The organism is Humiphilus diazotrophicus, assembly GCF_059726315.1.
This window is the reverse complement of the sequence record NZ_AP040870.1, coordinates 6,128,373-6,147,356: the sequence shown is the minus strand read 5'-3', so window position 1 is coordinate 6,147,356 and position 18,984 is coordinate 6,128,373. Positions and strand designations below refer to the sequence as shown.

12 protein-coding genes and 1 CRISPR repeat array are annotated in these 18,984 nt (G+C 51.3%); of the genes, 4 read left to right on the top strand and 8 right to left on the bottom strand.

Features of this window, described 5'->3' with window-relative positions; all coding sequences use genetic code 11:
* Positions 1-1,071, bottom strand: a complete 1,071-nt coding sequence (locus tag AC6I7T_RS25080) for a hypothetical protein (RefSeq protein ID WP_497790503.1) — start codon at positions 1,069-1,071, stop codon at positions 1-3.
* Between the two features lie 12 nt (positions 1,072-1,083).
* Positions 1,084-2,250, bottom strand: a complete 1,167-nt coding sequence (locus AC6I7T_RS25075) for an MFS transporter (protein ID WP_497790502.1) — start codon at positions 2,248-2,250, stop codon at positions 1,084-1,086.
* A gap of 228 nt (positions 2,251-2,478) precedes the next feature.
* Between AC6I7T_RS25075 and AC6I7T_RS25070 the strand changes: the two genes are divergently transcribed.
* Complete coding sequence (locus tag AC6I7T_RS25070; RefSeq protein ID WP_497790501.1) at positions 2,479-3,849, top strand: hypothetical protein; 1,371 nt, start codon at positions 2,479-2,481, stop codon at positions 3,847-3,849.
* 156 nt (positions 3,850-4,005) lie between these two features.
* A complete protein-coding gene (locus tag AC6I7T_RS25065; protein ID WP_497790500.1) occupies positions 4,006-4,446 on the top strand; it encodes a YhbP family protein in 441 nt (146 codons plus the stop codon).
* Between the two features lie 50 nt (positions 4,447-4,496).
* Here the strand turns inward: AC6I7T_RS25065 and AC6I7T_RS25060 are convergent, their stop codons facing one another.
* Both AC6I7T_RS25060 and AC6I7T_RS25055 read right to left on the bottom strand, forming a co-directional pair.
* Entirely contained in the window at positions 4,497-7,088 is a 2,592-nt protein-coding gene (locus tag AC6I7T_RS25060; RefSeq protein ID WP_497790499.1) for an ABC transporter permease, read from the bottom strand.
* 294 nt (positions 7,089-7,382) lie between these two features.
* Entirely contained in the window at positions 7,383-9,242 is a 1,860-nt protein-coding gene (locus AC6I7T_RS25055) for a glycoside hydrolase family 15 protein (RefSeq protein ID WP_497790498.1), read from the bottom strand.
* A gap of 208 nt (positions 9,243-9,450) precedes the next feature.
* On the opposite strand from AC6I7T_RS25055, the gene AC6I7T_RS25050 reads away from it, so the two are divergent.
* Positions 9,451-10,302 (top strand): cobalamin-binding protein, encoded by an 852-nt coding sequence (locus AC6I7T_RS25050; protein WP_497790497.1) that lies wholly within the window; start codon positions 9,451-9,453, stop codon positions 10,300-10,302.
* A 229-nt stretch (positions 10,303-10,531) separates the two neighbouring features.
* Entirely contained in the window at positions 10,532-13,084 is a 2,553-nt protein-coding gene (locus AC6I7T_RS25045; protein ID WP_497790496.1) for a TonB-dependent receptor, read from the top strand.
* Between the two features lie 120 nt (positions 13,085-13,204).
* Positions 13,205-14,111: direct repeats of the CRISPR family, unit length 32 nt; unit sequence GTTTCAATCCACGCTCCCGTGAAGGGAGCGAC.
* A 271-nt stretch (positions 14,112-14,382) separates the two neighbouring features.
* Here AC6I7T_RS25045 and hpnE read toward each other — a convergent pair.
* The 4 genes from hpnE to AC6I7T_RS25025 all read right to left on the bottom strand — a co-directional run bounded on the left by hpnE (position 14,383) and on the right by AC6I7T_RS25025 (position 18,976).
* On the bottom strand, positions 14,383-15,855 hold the full coding sequence (hpnE, locus tag AC6I7T_RS25040) for a hydroxysqualene dehydroxylase HpnE (RefSeq protein WP_497790495.1): 1,473 nt from the start codon (positions 15,853-15,855) through the stop codon (positions 14,383-14,385).
* An 11-nt stretch (positions 15,856-15,866) separates the two neighbouring features.
* The gene (locus tag AC6I7T_RS25035; RefSeq protein ID WP_497790494.1) at positions 15,867-16,796 is read right to left on the bottom strand and encodes a phytoene/squalene synthase family protein; all 930 of its coding nucleotides are present in this window, start codon (positions 16,794-16,796) and stop codon (positions 15,867-15,869) included.
* Positions 16,793-17,761 (bottom strand): squalene synthase HpnC, encoded by a 969-nt coding sequence (hpnC, locus tag AC6I7T_RS25030; protein ID WP_497790493.1) that lies wholly within the window; start codon positions 17,759-17,761, stop codon positions 16,793-16,795. The genes AC6I7T_RS25035 and hpnC overlap by 4 nt, the downstream gene beginning before the upstream one ends.
* A 171-nt stretch (positions 17,762-17,932) precedes the next feature.
* Positions 17,933-18,976: a zinc-dependent alcohol dehydrogenase gene (locus AC6I7T_RS25025; RefSeq protein ID WP_497790492.1), complete on the bottom strand. Its 1,044-nt coding sequence runs from the start codon at positions 18,974-18,976 to the stop codon at positions 17,933-17,935.
* Between the last annotated feature and the right edge of the window lie 8 nt (positions 18,977-18,984).

The window sequence follows — 18,984 nt, the reverse complement described above, 5'->3', positions numbered from 1 at the left end:
TTAGCGGCCTCCTTCAGTGGGCTTCGGCGAGCGCCATAGCCCATCCTGCGTGAGTGCAACATTCTTTCGACGGCATTGCGGACATATGTCCTGATAGTGCGTTCCGTCGGCAAAGCGATAGTGAATACCTATCTCCTTTTGAACGGCCTTTAGATCCTCCATCTGCATCCTGGAAGCATAGGGTTTGCCGCAACGGGCACATTGAGCCTGAGGCCCTTCTGCCCCAGCACGCTTGTAAAAACCAAGTCCAAGCTGTGCGGGACGCTGGAAGATATGAAAGAACTTACCAAAAGGCATATAGAGTAGCGTGAGAATAACGGTGATTGCGTGCAGTTGTGAAAGAAAGACGTAGTGCAAGCCATGCATCAGATGCGTAGAGGCAGTCAGGAATAACCCTGTCACGGAGATAGCAAAGAGCAGAATCAGAGGCATCATGTCATTCGAAAACTGCTGAACACTCATTGCGCCATGATCACTTCCCCTTCTACGCAAGGCAAAGAAAACACCAATCAGCACCATGACTGCGGCGATATCCAGGATGTTAAAGGTAAGCGTTGCTATCCACGTCCCGAGATGAAAACTGCCCATCGGAATGCCAAAGACAAACGAACGATAGATCTCCTGATTGTCTGGAGCAGTCTCAAAACGGACCCATCCGAAGGAGAGAGGAAAGGTAATCGCTCCCGCTAGCAAACAGCCCCAGGCAATAAACCAGTGAGCTGTCCAGCGAACGTGGGAGCGCTTCTCAATAAACCGTTGAAGGACGATGTTGTCCCACAACAGCCGAGCAAGATGAGCAATATTGCTTACGAAATGTCTACGGTCCAGGAAGAGCTGCCAACCACGTCTCCAGTAAAGCCGGGTAGGTGGTCTTCGCAGCCACATGGCGTAGCGATATCCCAAACCAAACGCAGCGAAGACACTGGCACCGGCATAAGAGACCAGGGCAGGATCAAAATCCCGTAGCCCTCGGCTCCCAACAAGAATACCGATAATCAGGGACGAAGCAACGATGAGTCCCCACATCGTTGCATGAAAGGAATCCGAAGCAGTGAGGGAACGACTCTGCACAGACATAGGCACCTAAGATATCGCAATTGATGCTCGACGTGATTTCGGCCAAAGCAAAACTACCAGACATAAGACCGAGAAGAGACTAAGTAGAACAAATCCCAAAGTGAACCCGCCGGTACGTTGTTGGATAATTCCAAGGACCAACGGAGGGAAAAAGCCTCCCAAGCCTCCAGCTGCGCCCACAATGCCGGTAACACTTCCCACTGTATTCGGGAAATACTCCGGAACCAGCTTAAAGACCGCGCCGTTTCCTAATCCAATGAAGGCCGCAATCGCCAGAGCCCCTACCGTGAAGGCAATGATATTTGTACTGGCCAAGAAGAGGCTAAAGAGGATAACTCCGGGAAAGACCCAACGCAGTACGCTCTTTCCTCCGACCTTATCCGCAAGAATTCCACCAAAGGGCCGTGTTGCTGTCGCCAACAAGACAAAGCCTGCCGTTCTTAGTCCTGCCACTTGCGGAGTCAGATGGAATAACTCGGTCAGAAGAATAGGCAGATAGACAGCCATAGCAACGAATCCGCCAAAGGTCAGAAAGTAATAGAGGCTGAGGACCCAACTCCGCGAATCGGTCAACGGCTCCAGTGTCTTGGCTAAGGTTTTCGGAGCAGTGGTCTTCGGCGCATTCCGTGCAAACAAAAAGAAGATAATCAGCCAGACCGACAACAAGATAGCAAAGGTCCAAAAGCCCCAACGAAAACCTATCGCAGCGGCAATCATGGGAGCGCCGTATGCGGCAAGAGACTGCCCGATATTTCCCGCGCCATATACCCCAAGAGCAAACCCTTGCCGTGCTGGAGGATACCATCCACTTACAAAGCCAACGCCTACGGAAAAACTGGCCAAACCGATTCCGATCAAGAAGCCATAGGTCAGCAATTGCGAATAGTTGCTCACGCCTCCCATCAGGTAAGCGGGAAAGATTGTCGCCAGCATAACAGCGGAAAAGACTGCTCTTCCCCCAAGTCTGTCCGTCAGAATCCCTAAAGGAATCCGACCCAAGCTCCCCAGGAGTACAGGAAGAGCAACAGCAGTACTTTTCTGAACAGGTGTGAGGTGCATTTGCCGCGTGAGAATCGGCATCATGGCCGAAAGTGAGCCAAACACCGCAAAACAAAGGGCAAACGCTCCGGTTCCCAAAGCTAGCTGCGATCTCGATCCAGATGAACCCTGCATACTTCTTCCTTCCCAGATGAGGAACCCCTGTTACGAGAACAGGAGACATATTAATAGGGATATTTCACGAAGAGATACAGGGTACACAGTGACTTAAGTCTCTGAATCGTCAAAAAGCTGTCTACGATTTTTTCCACGTGTCGGCCCGAACAGCATTGTCCAGGACCTGGACTCGACATTTATTACCCATGGATGTAGATTGTCTACGTTGTTAGATCCGAGGTGGCTATGCGCTGGAACTTCCTACTAATCCGTCCGGAATCATTGAATTACAAACGAAGCACTCAGGTCTATACCAAGACAATCCCGATAGCAATAGCCTTCTTTATTGTCCTTGCGATGTCACCTCGCGCTTTGACCCAACAGCAGCCGTCCTCGCTGGAACCAACACAAGCTCAGCCAAGTTTGAAACCAGGGGAGTCTTACAACGAAGCGATGCGACCACTGGACGTGGTACGGCAATCGCTAGATAACTGGTCTGAACCTGAGCTGGCCGCCTTCGAAGTAGTAAAGCAAAAGGCAAAGGAAGCCTGTTCCAAATCCTCACCTACCGGGTATTCCGGTCAAGACCTTTATGATTATGTCCGTCTCTGTGCTCTTGGGCAGGATTGGAAGAATACCAATGCAGGAGCGCTGCAGTATCTCGCCTGGGGAGATCCGACATACAGGGCCCAAGCTTATGCCATGAGCATGGAAGCACTTATACGTCTCCAGGATGCAACCAGTGCAATTAATACAGCCAAGTCCATGCTGCATGAAATGCCATACGATGCCACAGTTGCACAGTCCTTCTGGTTCCTGATCACCTTCCTGGACGCGAACTTCGACCCTAGAACAATCGACATGGCAAAGGAGCAGCATCCTTTCCTGGTGGACGCATTGAAGAAACACGTGGCTCTAAACGAAATTCATGGAGACGGCCGAATCGAAATCGGAAACCTTTACCAGGAAGGGCTTCAGCTGGCTTTTCTGCAACGCTATAAAAACCAGCAGAGAGAAGCGGAACAGACAATAAAGGAATTGAAAGACGCTCTGAACGAAGCACCCCCTTTGTCTCTTAGCGACTCCCAAGCCATTGAGAAAGCCGATACCCGATACTCTCTGCTTGGGCAGAAATTACCCAAGCTCCCTCTATCCGCCTCGCTGCTTTCGCCAAAGGCAAAACCAGCCATGGCACCTGATCCCGGAGTTTTTGCCGCCTTAACAGTTTTCCCCGAGTGGTGTGCACAATGCGTGAAAATGACGAAGGACATGCACCCGGAGGTCATTTCGGCTGGGGCAAATGGTCTTTCTCTCAAATATATTGAGTATGGGCTTATGATCCCCAATAAAAACGGAGATGCCAGCCTGCCCAAAGAGGAGAGATTCAAAGCTCTCTTGAACACACCTACATTTATTACCACGCCCGACACACTCGACAAGTTAGGAGCCACCGACTATCCGCTTGGCATCATTGCAAACGAAAAAGGAATTATCTGCTTTGTAGGTCTGCTCCCTCCCGATGCATTTCACAATGGAGCCTATGTCTTTCGAAAGGTCCTGCAATTCGCCACACAAGAGCGTAATAGCAGCCAACAGGCTGTCGCAGGCTCGCATTAAAGAGTTTCCCGAAATACTGTGACCTCTCCAAAGCTGGGGCAAGAACGGCTTTCTTTCCACCCCAGCAAACCTGCGGGAAATACGAGGGGGCATTTCCTCCTGGCTTTGAAATGTTGTAGCCTGCAAGCAGCTACAAAGCAAAGGAATCATGCCAGCATGCAAGACAAATCGCGCAAGGCGATCAGCTCTTTTCTAAAGAAGAACCATGTATTGAATCTCGCCGCAGCAGTCAACAATGAAAGCTGGTGCGCTTCCTGCTTCTATGTCTTCGATGAAGAGAAGATGATTCTCTTTCTTCTGACGGAACTCGATACCAGACATGGAAAGATGATGCTGGAAAATCCAAAGGTCGCAGGAACTGTTGCCGGACAGCCGAAGATGATTGGCAGGATTCAGGGATTGCAGTTTACAGGAATCTGCCGGATGGCAGAAGGCGATCTCGCCAGCTCCGGACGCAAGATATACCTGCACAACTTTCCTGTCGCTATGATGTCCAAGGCTCCCCTCTGGGCACTGGAAATCGAGACAGCTAAGTTTACCGACAATCGGCTAGGCTTCGGAACCAAGCTCCACTGGAAGAGAGGGGAGGAGCAGTAAATCCCCGAAAAGTATCTCAAACAGTTCCTTTTCTAAGAATCCACCGCTGTTTACTCCTCGCGCAAGGCACGAATTGGATTGATTCCGACTCCTCGATGAAGTGGACCGGCTGCAGCAAGCAGCATAACAATACAAAGCAGAAGCGGAACCACGGTAAACACCAAGGCATCGAATGGTGAAATGTGAAAAAGCAGGCTGGCAAGCACCCGGCTAAAGAGTAGAGCTAAAGTGAGCCCACAGAGCATTCCGGGGACAACGACTTTCACTATCTGCTGGACTATCATCCGTACAATATGTTTCCGTGTAGCCCCCATCGCAATACGAACGGCAATCTCTTTCGTTCTTTGTGCCAGGGAATAGGACAAAACAGAGGAGACTCCCGTAATCGTAATCAGAAGAGCAAAGCCTGCGAAAAGGGTAAACAAGATAGCCGATATTCTTTGACGCGAAATAGAGCCCTGAATAATGTCATCTACCGTCCGAACATCTCCAATGCCTAAATTTGGATTCATCGCGTGCAGGGTCTTCTGTACCTCGGTGCTGACAGAAGCAGGATCCGATTTTGTGCTGACGAGAAGAGCCGATCCCGAATAATCGCAGAAATAGACAGTCGGCAGAGCCTCGCCTTCAATACTTGTATCCTTAACATCCGAAACTACGCCTACAATTTGTAATCTTTGCAAGGGCGGATTAAAGAATCCTTGCAGCAATGCCCTTCCCGTGGGATCAACGCCCCCGAAATACTTCTTCACCATACTTCGATTTACCAGTATGTTTCTGGTTCCAAAATCCGACTCTCTAAATAGGCGGCCACTCCAGAGAGAGATGTGCAGGAGCCGGAAATAATCCAGGCTGACATGACGCATTTGGGCTGTCGGATAGTGCCCAGGCGCAGGGGCAGGTACATCCGCAACAGCAAAGCGTGCAGCGTGAGAACTCAATAGAGGGGTACTAACGGTAGCCGCCAGCTCAACATCTGGCAACTGACGAAGCGCTGGAAGAAGATGTTCAAAGAATCGCGAAACTTCCTGATCATTTTCCGCGGGAATCGTAAGGTGGGAAGAAAGGACATGATGAGAATGAAATCCTAAATCCACCGCCAACAACTCTCGAAAGCTGCGGAGCAGCAATCCTGAGCCAATTAATACTGTAACTGCCAGCCCAACCTCAACGGTCAGAAGAACACGCTGCAGTTGAATGTGATTCCTGCTTAACGTCGCCTTTGCTCCCTGCTTGAGAGGTTCCGTGAGAGCACCACCGAGAATCTTGATGGCGGGGATCATGGAACAAAGCACCACAGTTCCTATACAGAGAGCAGCACTAGCAGCAATGGCGCTCCAACTCAAGGACAACTCTCCGGAGCGTGGGAACACAAGATAGGCCCTGGAGTGCAATATCGATATGCCCAATTTGGCAAGGAGCAATCCCAGAACAACACTTGAGCAGGAGAGCATTAAACCCTCTCCGAGTAATAGGAAGAGCAACCGCCCGCGACTCGCACCTAATGCCGAACAAACCGCTATTTCTCGTTGTGATTCAATATTCCGCAGCAAAATCAGATTCGATACATTTGCACAGGTCATCAACAAGACCAGAAGTGTTGCTACCGAAAGAGACCACAACACCGGACGAATTTTCCCAATCTGTTCATCTCTGAAGGTCACAAGGTGGAAACCAGTTGGCCCATTCGAAAGCGGATACTCCTGCTGCAAGCGATGAACAATCACTTGCATATCCGCTTCCACCTGAGGAAGAGTTACTCCTTCCCGGCGGTGTCCGATGACTTCGAGAAGATGAGATTGACGCGCATGCTGCTCCTCCTGCCAAAGATGAGAGAGCGGTATCCAAAGATCGGCCCAGGTAGGAACTACCATGGTTGGCGGCAGCACTCCAATCACAACAAAAGCCTCGCCACTTAAGGAAATTTGTTTCCCGATGATCGAGGGGTCTCCATGGAAATGGCGTTTCCATAATGCGTTGCTGAGAACCACTACTTGATCGTGACCCGGAGTCTCTTCGTCGGGCGAAAATGTTCTCCCCAACAGAGGCTGTATACCCAAAAGGGAAAACAAATTGACGGTTGCACACGTCCCTTCAACTTCTTCGGCTTCCTCTTTTCCACCTATAACAAATCGGTCGTATCCCCGAAACGTATATGCAGCCATATCTTCAAAGACGTGGTTATGTGCACGCCAATCTTGAAAATCCGGAGTGGCTACTTCCTGTTTGCCATTGATGAAATGCCATTCCCAGGGCATCAATAACCGGTCGGCATTACGAAAGGGAAAGGGATGTAGAAGAACTAGATCGACGGCACTAAAAACAACACCACAGGCAGCAATCGACAAGGCAAGCATCGCAACAATCGTGAGAACGAAGCGGGGAGATCGGCGCAGCCGCCGCAGGCAATAACGGAAGTCAGTCAAAGATCTTTCAAAACTGGTCCACTGCCAAACGCCCCGGCCCTTTTCCTCGATCAGGCTTACATTACCGAACTCTCGCTTCGCTTGATGCTCAGCTTCTTCGCGGGAGAGCCCGGAAGCCATCAACGCTTCCACCTTCTCGGCGAGATGTTCTCGAATCTCTTCAGACAAGTCTTGATACAACTTACGACGAGAGTACAGCCGTTCGAACCAATTCATTCCCGATCCCTAATGTGACAACGCAAATGAAAATCTTACAGCTCGATACACCTAGAGCGAACAGGCCTAGAGTTACATAGGGTACAGGGAGATGTCAACAGAACCCCGCGGCTGCGAGAAACCAAGGCACCTTTCTTCGCAATGGCCTTTGGTACCGCCGGACTCCAAGCCCTCCACCGGGGACGATCACGTGTTACTACGACGTTTCCTGCTTCAACGCTGCTTTGCCTGTGTGGGCGAGGACGCCCACACGACAGCCGGCCTGGAGTCCGGCGGTACAAGGCTCCAGTAGCCCTAACGCCAGGTTGTTCTCTTTATCTCTCCCGAGAGAGCACGATCAAGATAGGTTGCCGTGCTAATCAGAGCAAGGTGAGTCAACGCCTGGGGGAAATTACCCAGATGCTGGCCGCTTGAACCTAACTCTTCGGAATACAGCCCAACATGATTTGCGTATCCCAGCATCTTCTCGAAGAGTAGTTGCGCCTTTTCAAGGCGTCCGGAGCGAGCGAGGCATTCGATATACCAGAAGGAACAGGTTGTAAAACTCCCTTCTCTTCCCGGAAGACCATCCACTCGATTGCGCTCCGTGTTGTAGCGATATACGAGAGTATCTTCTACAAGCTCTTTTTCTATGGCATCCAACGTCGAGATCCACCTGGGATCGGATGGACTGATGAATCGCATCATCGGCATGAGAAGAACCGAAGCATCCAGTTCCTCCGATCCCTTGTGCTGAACAAAGTACTTCTTTTTCTCACTCCAGAAGTTTGTAAAGATATCTTGGCGAATTGTATCCCGGATACCGTACCACTCAGCTAGAGGAGCAGCCAACGATCTCTTTTCGGCTAATCGAATAGCGCGATCGAAGGCCACCCAACACATCAGTCGGGAATGAAGAAACTCCTGCCGTCCTCCACGCACCTCCCAGATCCCATCATCCGGACAACTCCAATTTCTCCCAAGCCACTCGAGTATGCGCTGCACATCTTGCCAGTCGTCGTGCGAAATCGAGTCTCCATACTTGTTAGAAAGATAGATGGAATCCATCATCTCTCCATAGATATCCAACTGCAGTTGATGGGAGGCGGCATTTCCAATCCGAACAGGGCGGGAGCCTTTGTAGCCTTCGAAATGATCGAGAGTGATTTCCTCCAACTCCTGACTGCCGCTAATGGTATACATCACCTGCAAGGGACCATGCTTTGCATCGAAGGAAAGGCGATTTTTCACCCAGGCTATGAAGCTTTCCGATTCCTCTACATATCCGAGACGGATCAGAGCATACAAGGTAAAAGACGCATCACGGATCCAGGTAAACCTATAATCCCAGTTCCGTACTCCGCCAACGGCTTCGGGAAGAGCAAAGGTCGGGGCTGCTACTAACGAGCCATACTCCTGGCTGATGAAAAGCTTGAGCATGAGTGCCGAGCGCATGACCACCTCTCGCCAACGCCCCTTGTAATTGGAGGCGTTCACCCAATTGGCCCAGAAGTCACGAGTCTCCAGGAAACGATTCTTTACATGATCTTCGCGCGGCAGTTCCTTATCTGGCTTAGGTGGACCGAAAATTACCGTCGCACTTTCACCTGCCTTTAAACGAAAACGCGCAATGACCCTGTCATCTTCTTGCTGGAGTTTTACAGAAGAACAGAGCGCCATAGGTGGGCAAGACTTGTCATGCGGAGTAAAGATGGCGTAATTATCCTGGACCTGTAAATCGTGGCCAGAGCGCGCATAGTTGAAACGAGGTGCACAAGAGAGGAAAAACTGTACATCTCCCTTCACTACATTTACGGTCCGAATAATCTCATTCGGCTGTGAGCCGTCGGCGGCAATGGGCATAAAGTCCGTCAATTCGGCGACGCCGCTCTCGGACAGAAACCGTGTTAGCAGAATATTAGTCTGCGGAAGATAAAGCTGACGGGAGTGTTCACCATCAATTTCCGGCTGAAGAAGAAACGATCCTCCCTTTTGCGCGTCTAATAGTGCAGCAAATACGGTTGGAGAATCGAAATTTGGATAGCAAAGAAAATCAATCGATCCATTTATTCCTACCAGGGCAATTGAGCGCATGTTGCCGATGACACCGTAGTTCTCGATCGGTTGATACCCCATCCACCATTTCCTCCTGTGACACAGGATGGTGTGATGCAAACGAAGAAAACGCTGCTGTAATCGAGGAGCTTCGGTTTTCCTCTATAGCTGATAGTTTTAGGCTGTTTTAGGTTTTAGTATGGTCCATCGAATGACCATGACGTGCGACTGCTCTTTGGCGAAATTGCCGCACCGGTACCAATTTTGGTTTACGCTGAGACTCAAGACACTCTAACTACGGGCATCAAAATTCGTTTGGAAGACAAGAATGTCATACACGGAATTTCCCCGTCGGATCGTTTGCCTCACAGAAGAAACAACAGAAACCTTATATTTGCTTGGCGAACAGGACCGTATCGTCGGCGTCTCCGGATATACAACGCGCCCGCCGGAAGCCAGGAAAAAGCCCCGAGTCGTTGCATTCAGAAATGCCAAATTCGACTCAATCATGAAGCTCAATCCTGACCTGGTGCTGGCATTCTCAGATGTCCAGGCGGAGATCACCCGAGAACTTGTCCTTCGTGGCGTTACCGTTCTCAACTTCAATCAAAGATCTATCGACGAAATATTCGAGATGATTTTCGTCCTCGCCCGCCTGGTAGGAAGAGAGCAGGAGGGCATCACTCTGATCGATAATCTACAGAGAGAACTAGACAGGATTGCCGAGGCCTCGCAGAAATTTCCTTACCGCCCGCAAGTCTTCTTCGAGGAATGGAAAGATCCGCTTATCAGTGGCATTGGATGGGTTGAAGAACTCATCCAGATCGCTGGCGGAGATGCCATCTTCCCTGAACTCGGAAATCAAGGAAAGGCTAAGGACCGAGTTGTCACACCGGCCAGTGTTGTAGAACGTGACCCCGATGTAATCATCGCCTCCTGGTGCGGGATGAAAGTCAATAAAGAATCCATCCGCTCCCGGGAAGGCTGGCAAACCATCAAGGCAGTTCGTAACGACAATATTTACGAAATCAAATCGAGTTATATTTTGCAGCCGGGCCCCGCAGCTCTGACCGAGGGAGTAAGACAACTTCATTCGATTCTTGCCAAAGTGGCCGGCCTGGAAACGCATCCTGACCCGCCCGCAACGGGTTCGAGCAATCAAGTATGTAGCATCCGGTAACAAGGCAGAGTGATAATTTTCGATCCGATAATACTCGGGAATGACCTGAAGCACCTTGCTGTTTATTTAACGATTTGAGGGGGATAACGGCATATACTTTATAGCGAAACCAGCGTTTTAGTGCGGCTAAAGACTAAACGGCGTGCAGGTTTTCTTAAGGGAAACAGGCATTTGCAATTGCAATTACGGTCTACAGAGCTATGCTGGCTTCGTTCTCAAATGCCGAGTCATGACGAAACACGGGCACAATTCGCGCGCCTTCCATGATTCGCCACTATTTACGTGGAAATCCATTCGCATCCTTGTGCTTGGTGTTCTTCTTCAACTTCCTTTTTCCTTGCAGACGTTTGCCCAAGCCCAATCGAAACAGGTACTAAAAGTCTCGGTTACAGACGATCATCAGCAGCCACTTCCGGGAGTGACGATCGAGGCACGGAATGGCACGAATGTCATTTCAACTGCTATTACGGATGAGCATGGTCAAGCAGTAATCTCTTGCGAAGCTGCTATGGACTGCACACTGACGGCCAATCGCAGTGGCTATACGGCGGCAAGCACAATGGTAGTTGCCTCCGAAAAAGTTACGGAAGCTGCTATCGCTCTTTCTCAGGCAGTTAAGGATCAACAGACAGTTGTGGTCAATGGGAAGTCGGAAAATCCTGTCGTTGAAAGCACCGGCATTCAGGCAAACCTTCCTGTCGAAGAAGCCAAATCCAGTCCAATCAGACCTGCAACTCTTATCGACACCCTTCCAATGGTGCCTGGTGTAATTCGAACAACCGACGGAAGAGTTCAGATTTCCGGATTGGATGAACAACACAGCACTCTGATTGTTAACTTTGTCGATGTCTCCGACCCGGCGACTGGAAGCTTTGGCCTTAGCATACCGGTCGATACTGTAGATGTTCTGAAAGTCTCGCAATCTCCTTATCTTGCGCAATATGGCAACTTCACCGCAGGAGTGATCAGCGCCCAAACCCGTCGCGGAGGAGAAAAGTGGAAATACGACCTCAACGATCCGTTACCGGAATTCCGCATTCGTAGCGGACATCTTCGGGGATTGCGCAGCGCTACGCCGCGATTCAATCTCAATGGGCCAATCGCCGTCAATCGCCTTTATTTTCTTGAAGGTACGGAATACCTACTGAACAAGACCGCGGTTCGTACGCTTCCTTTTCCTTTTAACGAGTCGAGAACCGAGGCGGTCAATTCCTTTACACAACTCGATGCTCCGATAGGTTCACGGCATTCTTTCACGACGACCTTGCACTTCGCCCCGCATTCGATCCACTACGCGAACTTGAACTATTTCGATCCCCGGGAAGTAACTCCAAACGCCGATTACCAGGAGGACACCGGAACATTGACGGACCGCTTCGCAATCGGAGAGGGCGTCCTCACCAGTACCTTCGCCAGCACCCGTGTTGCCACCAACGTTGCCTCACAGGGCCATGCAGATATGGTTCTTGCACCTACAGGCCATGCTGGTAATTATTTCGGCAGCCAGACGCGAGAAGCTACCCGCCTGCAATGGATTGAGACCTGGAATCCCGCACTTCTGAACTTTCATGGGAAACACGCCCTCCAAATCGGATCGGTTATCGCGCACTCTGAAGATGAAGGCCATGTGCTAGGCAACAATACGGTCAAGATCCAGGATACAAATGGACGACTGCTGCGAACCATTGAATGGAAAGAGAAAAAGCCTTTTAAGCTGAGCGACTTTGAACCTGCTGTGTATGCTCAGGACCACTGGATGCTCCACTCGCGTTTTGCAATTGACGCCGGACTCCGCGCCGAAACGCAGACCCTTACTTACACCAGCCGCTTTGCACCGAGAGTCGGGTTTACCTGGACGCCGCAAGACAATGGCTCCACAGTCTTTCGCGGCGGCATAGGGGTCTTCTACGACGCAGTTCCGCTCGACACCTACGCCTTCAGCAGCAATCCGAAGCAGATCGTAACCACCTTTGACGGCAAGGGAAACATAATCGACGGCCCCCGGACCTATGCAAACGTCACCAGCACTGCCGCCCGGTCGAGCTTCCCATTTCTTCATGGCAGCAGCCGGGCAGGAAATTTTGCGCCTTACAGCGTCGCATGGAATATTGCCAGTGAACATTCTCTTCACAACTTTCTGACGTTGCGGCTACGTTTCCTCGATCAAAAGGCAAATAACCAACTCATCCTCGAACCGCAAACAATCGGTTCATGGAGCGCTATGGTATTGGGCGGTTCCGGTTCTATCCATAGCAGGCAATTCGAATTTACAACCCGGGCCGGCAACAGTAATCAACGGCAGATTTACTTCTCCTATGTGCGGCAATTTGCACGCGGGGATCAATCGGATGCAAGCAGCTATCTCGGAGATTTTCCATTTCCTGTTGTGCGTTCTCGTATCCAGGGCAGCACCGTAGGGGAAATCCCCAACCGCTTTCTTGCCTGGGGAAACTCTACATTGCCGTGGAAGATGCGCATCGATCCGAGAGTCGAATACCGCAACGGATTCACCTGGCAACCAACAGATGTTTACCAGAACTATGTTCCTTTAACTACGGAACTCCAGCCACGCTTCCCGCGGTATTTCTCGGCAGATACCAGCATTGCCAAGGATCTCAATATCTCAGCAAAGCATGCTGTTCGTCTGACTCTGACAATTCGTAACCTTACCGATCACACAAATCCCCTTCAGGTACATAACAACATGGCCGATCCGCAATATGGCCGATTCTTCGGAGACTACGGACGTCACTTCCTGGTGGATTTCGATTTCCTTTTCTAGCAAGCATTTCCCGCAAAGCTGTAGATCAAGCCTTAAGAGCAAATCCGTGTTAAGGATCTTCTGACGCTCCCGCGCAGGCAGAGACGTTGGTTTAACGCCCCTGCCGTTGCCGGTTACCAGCTTCAAATCCACGCTCCCGTGAAGGGAGCGACGCTTGACAGCTTTTGCCTGTGTCCAGAATTTATATGTTTCAATCCACGCTCCCGTGAAGGGAGCGACCTTGCTGTTCTTCCACGATGGGCTGGCCGTTGCTGTTTCAATCCACGCTCCCGTGAAGGGAGCGACGCTATGCTCAAATAATCTTGCTAGTATGCTCTCAAGGAGTTTCAATCCACGCTCCCGTGAAGGGAGCGACTTGCCGGCGTGTCGAATGGTCTTTGACATTCGCCGTTTCAATCCACGCTCCCGTGAAGGGAGCGACTTGGGGGTACTGTATATTGCTTGGCCCGCGCACCCAGTTTCAATCCACGCTCCCGTGAAGGGAGCGACTATAGCGCATGTGCTACTTTAATTGCATTCATTTGGTTTCAATCCACGCTCCCGTGAAGGGAGCGACCAAAACAAATACTTAACTCGATTCCAGATTTGCGTAGTTTCAATCCACGCTCCCGTGAAGGGAGCGACCTCGCTCGAGTGCTTACACGATCACGGCGACAACTGTTTCAATCCACGCTCCCGTGAAGGGAGCGACACGCGATGCTATGGGAATGGATACCTGTAGGGCAGTTTCAATCCACGCTCCCGTGAAGGGAGCGACTCCAGCGAGAGGCCGTTTGCTTCGGGGGACGCACGGGTTTCAATCCACGCTCCCGTGAAGGGAGCGACCCCTACACTTATGTGAAATTTTGGCTGATGTCTCAGTTTCAATCCACGCTCCCGTGAAGGGAGCGACTTATACAGCGGAGAGAAGGCTCGCGATGCGCGGATGGTTTCAATCCACGCTCCCGTGAAGGGAGCGACGCAAAGACGGCTAACGACATCAAAAAGAGCCTTGAGTTTCAATCCACGCTCCCGTGAAGGGAGCGACGGCGGACAGGATAAACCATTCTGTCCGTTCTACATAGAGTGCCACAAACGCGAACCGAAGTAATTCTATTTCGTTTTCAAAGACCAGGAATCAGCCTGAGCTCTAGTCACCCGATTCTAACAAGCGATTTCTCAATCGCGAACCTTCCGGGAATTTCGTGTTCGCTTGGGGTCCGCGCTGCATCTGACATTGGGATAGAGAGCCCGACCCTAGAGTCGGGCTCCTGCACCAAATACTACGAGAACAAGAACCCTTATAGAGATAATTCGGATCAGCCGAAGAGCTGCATCAGTCCGCTAGCAGGAAGATCCGGCCGAAGAATTGCCCTTTGCTCTCCAGTGGAACGGCAGATCGCTTCGGCAGCAAGATAGCCGCTACGTACCGCACCTTCCATGGTGGCAGGCCATCCGGTATCGGTCCAATCTCCCGCCAGATAGGCTCTGGGCCAGGGAGAGCGAGATCCGAATCTAAGCCGGTCCAGCAAAGGACGAATGGAATAAGTAGCACGGACTTCTTTAATCACCGCGCTCTTGATCAGTTTTGCCTCGCGGGCCTTAGGGAAGAAGCGAACTAACTCCGTCAGGGCCATGGCGATAACTTCCTGCCGTCCCATAGTTACCAGGGATTTCGAAGCACTAATCACCAGTTCGATATAGCTTCCTTTACCCTCCCGTTGCGGCTGGAGGCGTGACTTATGAAACATCCAGTGCAAAGGGCTATCTAGAAGCGCAGCATGATCAAGATCGGTAATCTCGCGATCGAACCAAAGATGAATTCCGGTGATGGGAGAATGCTCGAAGGCATTCAACTGGGTCAATAGCTGAGTCCCAGGCTCTTCCGGTTCGACATTGGTAAGAAATTTCGCTGTCGCCTCGAAAGACATAGCCATTAGAAGAGCATCGCAATCCCACTCTTCTTTACTGTTTGTGGTTACAACCCACTTCTCAGTCTCCCGATTCCATTTGGCAGCTCTGACGGAGGTGTACAGCAGAACCTCCCCGCCACGCTTCTTGATGTAGTCGATAGCGCGTCCATAGAGCTGACTCAGCGGCACCATGGGAATACCTAACAGCCCTGCCTCGCGGGATTTCAAGAAAGACTCGCGAATCACCTGACCTGCGTAATGAACGGAGATACGATTCAGTTCCTCGTTCAAAGCGCTAACCATCACCGGACGCCAGAATCGGTCGATGGCACCTTTGGTCTGACCATGCTCTTCCAGCCAATCGGCAAAGCTCTGTTTCGTATCCGGCGGAACCGCTCCGAGAAAGGAAACCAAACCCCGGGCAATAGAGATTTTATCCAGCCAGGAAAAGGCCTTTGCGCCAAGGAAAGAGAAAGCTGTATGTAAAGGAGCGGGCAGCCCACTCTGTGCCAAAGGAGACCTGCGCCCACCTGGTTCCACGAAGGTTATGCAATCGTACCAGCGGATGTCGTCTTCAACTTCCAGACGTCGATAAAGATCGATCAGATTGGTGCAGCACCCTAAAAGGACATGCTGGCTGTTATCGATGACTTCGCCGGTTCCAGGATGAACATACGAACAGGCCCGCCCACCTACGTAGCCTCTACGCTCCATCAACTGCACACGAAAGCCTGCATCCGCTAACGCGCAACCTGCTGCGAGTCCGGATAGGCCGCCGCCTACGATAATTACCTTGCGATATTCTTCTCGGCTGGAATCTCTTTCGGTGGATATCGATTCCGCTACAGCCGCCGGTTCCGTCGTGAATTCAGTTGTCATTAGCTCACTATTCAGTGATTCCGGCCAACTGCACGATTCAACAAGATACGAGCCATCCCGCCGGAAAGAATCCAAAGCTTTTGATAAGCAGGCACCTGAACACGCGCAGAGAACACGTCATAATTCTTCTCTTCAATCTTATCGAGTACTCGGGAGTAAATCTTTACTAGCACTTGGAGAGCTGGCCTACTATCGGACGATATAAACGGAAGTAACTCCTGAGCGGAACGATAATAGTGTCTGGCCCGGCCTGCCAGGCTCTTCAAAAGATCTCGTTGATTCTGATTCAGATGCCTGCCGTCAGCCGAATAGATCTCCTCGGGCTTAACCCCAAAGCGCGCGAGGTCCTCCAAAGGAAGATATAAGCGTCCACGCTGAGCATCCTCCTGCACATCACGCAGAATATTCGTGAGTTGGAAGGCAATTCCCGTTTCCTCAGCCAGTTTTTCGGCTTTAGGATCCTCATAGCCAAAGATACGAATACAAACAAGACCGACAACCGACGCCACCAGGTAACAATAGCGATAGAGATCGTCAAAAGTTTCGTAAGTATCGACGAAGTGATTGGCTCCCTGGGGCTCTCTGGAATCCAAGCTCGGCTTCAGGTCCATGGTGGTACCTTCAACCAATTGATCCAGCAGCCCAGACGAGATGCCAAAACGCTCCTTGGCATCCTTCAATGCCACGAAGACTGGATTCTCACTGCCGCCACCGGCATCGACAGCATGCCATTCCGCGAGCCATTTCTCCATCTGGAGGCGACGCTCCGGACGAGGAATGCTCTCATCGTCGGAAATATCGTCGGCATGCCGCATGAAGGAATACACGGCACACATCGCATTTCGTTTTGGCTCCGGTAATGCGAGAAAGGAGTAATAAAAGTTCTTGGCTTCCCGGCGAGCAATCTCTCGCGAGACAGAATAAGCTTCTTCGAGGGTCACGCTGCCGATCTCCTGCGTAATCGAAGGCCTGGCAGAAATTTCCCTGTCAACGCCCGCAGGGCCAGCGCCATCTTTGTCGGTTTGCTGATCGAGGGGCGAGAACTCAAAACATCGAAGTCCTGCCGCTTGATTGCTCGCAGAATCTCCATCCCACCGCGGCTGAACAGGTCCAGATCCAGGGCCAACTGCTTATCGACCATCTCGATTAAAGGCAAGCCAGCATCGAACATCTTCCGCGCGTAATTAACTTCGTAGCGGAGAAGCTCGCGAAACTCTTTCGTCGCCTTACCTTCGGCAATCATGGACTCGGTCGCACCAAAACGCCGCATGTCTTCAAGAGGCAGGTAGATGCGGCCTTTCTTGTAGTCCACACTTACATCCTGCCAAAAGTTTGCCAATTGCAGCGCCGAACAGGTTTGATCGGAGAGGCGAAACATCTCCGCATCGTTATACCCGCAGGTATAGAGCACTAAGCGTCCTACCGGATTCGCAGAATAGCGGCAGTAGGCAAGTACATCCTCCATCGTTTCAAAGCGATGGATTTTCTGATCCTGCCGAAAAGCAATCAGGAGATCGGCGAAAGGCTCTTTCGGAATCGAGCAAATCCGAATCGTCTCAGCAAGTGCTACAAAAACCGGGTGCTTGGAATGTCCTTCGTAGCAGGCATCCAACTCTCGCCCCCAGAGATCGAGGAGAGCCAGGGCCTGTTCAGAATCCCCAACTTCATCCCCCAGATCGTCCGAGATCCGGCAGTAGGCGTATAAAGCATGGAAATGCGGACGCAACCGTTCGGGAAGGAACCATGAAGCAACATGGAAGTTCTCGTAGTGAGTCTCCGCCAGACGCTGGCAATAGGCCTTGGCCTCAGCAAGCGTAGGGGCCTTCTCGGGCATCCGATATTCGGCAGGCAAAGAAGCCCAGCCCTTTGCAATCAACTGTTCCGTATTCTGCGTACTGGTGGACATGCGTAAAGAACATTTTAAGCTAAGAAACGGGTGGCAAAGGTCCGGGTGGCGCGGCTTCGCCGCCTGGCTAAAAAGCGGGTAGCTGAGATAGGGATTTCCCTGTCACCGATCGACCGAAGCCGGACAAACTTAGGCAGCTTTCTCGTCGAAAGAAAGCTGCTCTATCTATCTTTACGGAATAATTGCAGTTTTGATGTCGTTCGAACGGTCCATCAGCTTTTGCAGGACCCGGGCCAGATCCCTCAGCTTGGCACGCCCGGTAATGTATTCCTTCGCCTTAAACCGCCCGCTGACGATCAGCTCCAGGGCCTTGCGGCAAATTGCAGGGGTGTGATGGAAGGTCGCTTTCAGGGTGATATTGCTGTAGTGCAACAAGTTGGTATCCAGCTCAACCTTGGTTCCGGCGGCACATCCTCCGAAGAAGTTGACCACTCCGCCCTTGCGAACCATGTTAACGGCCCATTGCCAGGTAAGGGGTACCGCGACCGCTTCGATGGCGATATCGACTCCCCGTTTACCGGGTGTCAGGGCTCTCACGGCAGCAATCGGATCCTGAACCTTCGATATCTGGATTACATGCTTGGCCCCAAAGGTCTTCGCTGCGGCAACCTGCTCATCACGCTTTACCACGGCAATGACATTCAGATTCGCCAATTCCGCGACATGCATAAACATGAGTCCGATTGGACCGGCTCCGATTACGACAACGGTGTCTCCGGCTTTAGGAGTACACTCCTCCAGCCCATGAACAACACAGGCCAATGGCTCGGTTAGAGCGGCATGTTCAAAGGAGACCCCATCGGGGACCAGCAGTGTGTTCTTCTCGACAATCCGTGCGGGAATGCGAATGTATTCGGCATAAGCCCCATTATTGAAGAGCAGGTCGTCGCAGAGATTCTCCTGGCCTTGCTGGCAGTAGTAGCACTTACCGCAGGGAGCGGAGTTCAGCGCTACAACACGCATTCCTTTGCGGAACTTTGAAACACCCTGCCCAACTTCGTAGACAGTACCGGCCAGCTCATGGCCAAATACCGTGGGGGGAACCAGCATCTTGGCATGGTACCCACGACGATACACCTTCAAATCCGTACCACAGGTTAAGGCTGCAGCAACACGAACGATAATTTCGCCCGGTTCGGCCTTTGGTATGGCCAGACTTTCAATCCGCACATCCTCACGGCCGTAAAGAACAGCGGCCGTCATATGCTCTGTCATTCCAATTC

Excerpts from the sequence above, each read along its gene's own strand:
- hpnC (WP_497790493.1), bottom strand. The coding sequence starts at position 17,761 with ATGTCCACCAGTACGCAGAATACGGAACAGTTGATTGCAAAGGGCTGG.
- AC6I7T_RS25065 (WP_497790500.1), top strand. The coding sequence starts at position 4,006 with ATGCAAGACAAATCGCGCAAGGCGATCAGCTCTTTTCTAAAGAAGAAC.
- AC6I7T_RS25025 (WP_497790492.1), bottom strand. The coding sequence starts at position 18,976 with ATGACAGAGCATATGACGGCCGCTGTTCTTTACGGCCGTGAGGATGTG.
- AC6I7T_RS25045 (WP_497790496.1), top strand. The coding sequence starts at position 10,532 with ATGACGAAACACGGGCACAATTCGCGCGCCTTCCATGATTCGCCACTA.
- hpnE (WP_497790495.1), bottom strand. The coding sequence starts at position 15,855 with ATGACAACTGAATTCACGACGGAACCGGCGGCTGTAGCGGAATCGATA.
- AC6I7T_RS25060 (WP_497790499.1), bottom strand. The coding sequence starts at position 7,088 with ATGAATTGGTTCGAACGGCTGTACTCTCGTCGTAAGTTGTATCAAGAC.
- AC6I7T_RS25075 (WP_497790502.1), bottom strand. The coding sequence starts at position 2,250 with ATGCAGGGTTCATCTGGATCGAGATCGCAGCTAGCTTTGGGAACCGGA.
- AC6I7T_RS25050 (WP_497790497.1), top strand. The coding sequence starts at position 9,451 with ATGTCATACACGGAATTTCCCCGTCGGATCGTTTGCCTCACAGAAGAA.
- AC6I7T_RS25070 (WP_497790501.1), top strand. The coding sequence starts at position 2,479 with ATGCGCTGGAACTTCCTACTAATCCGTCCGGAATCATTGAATTACAAA.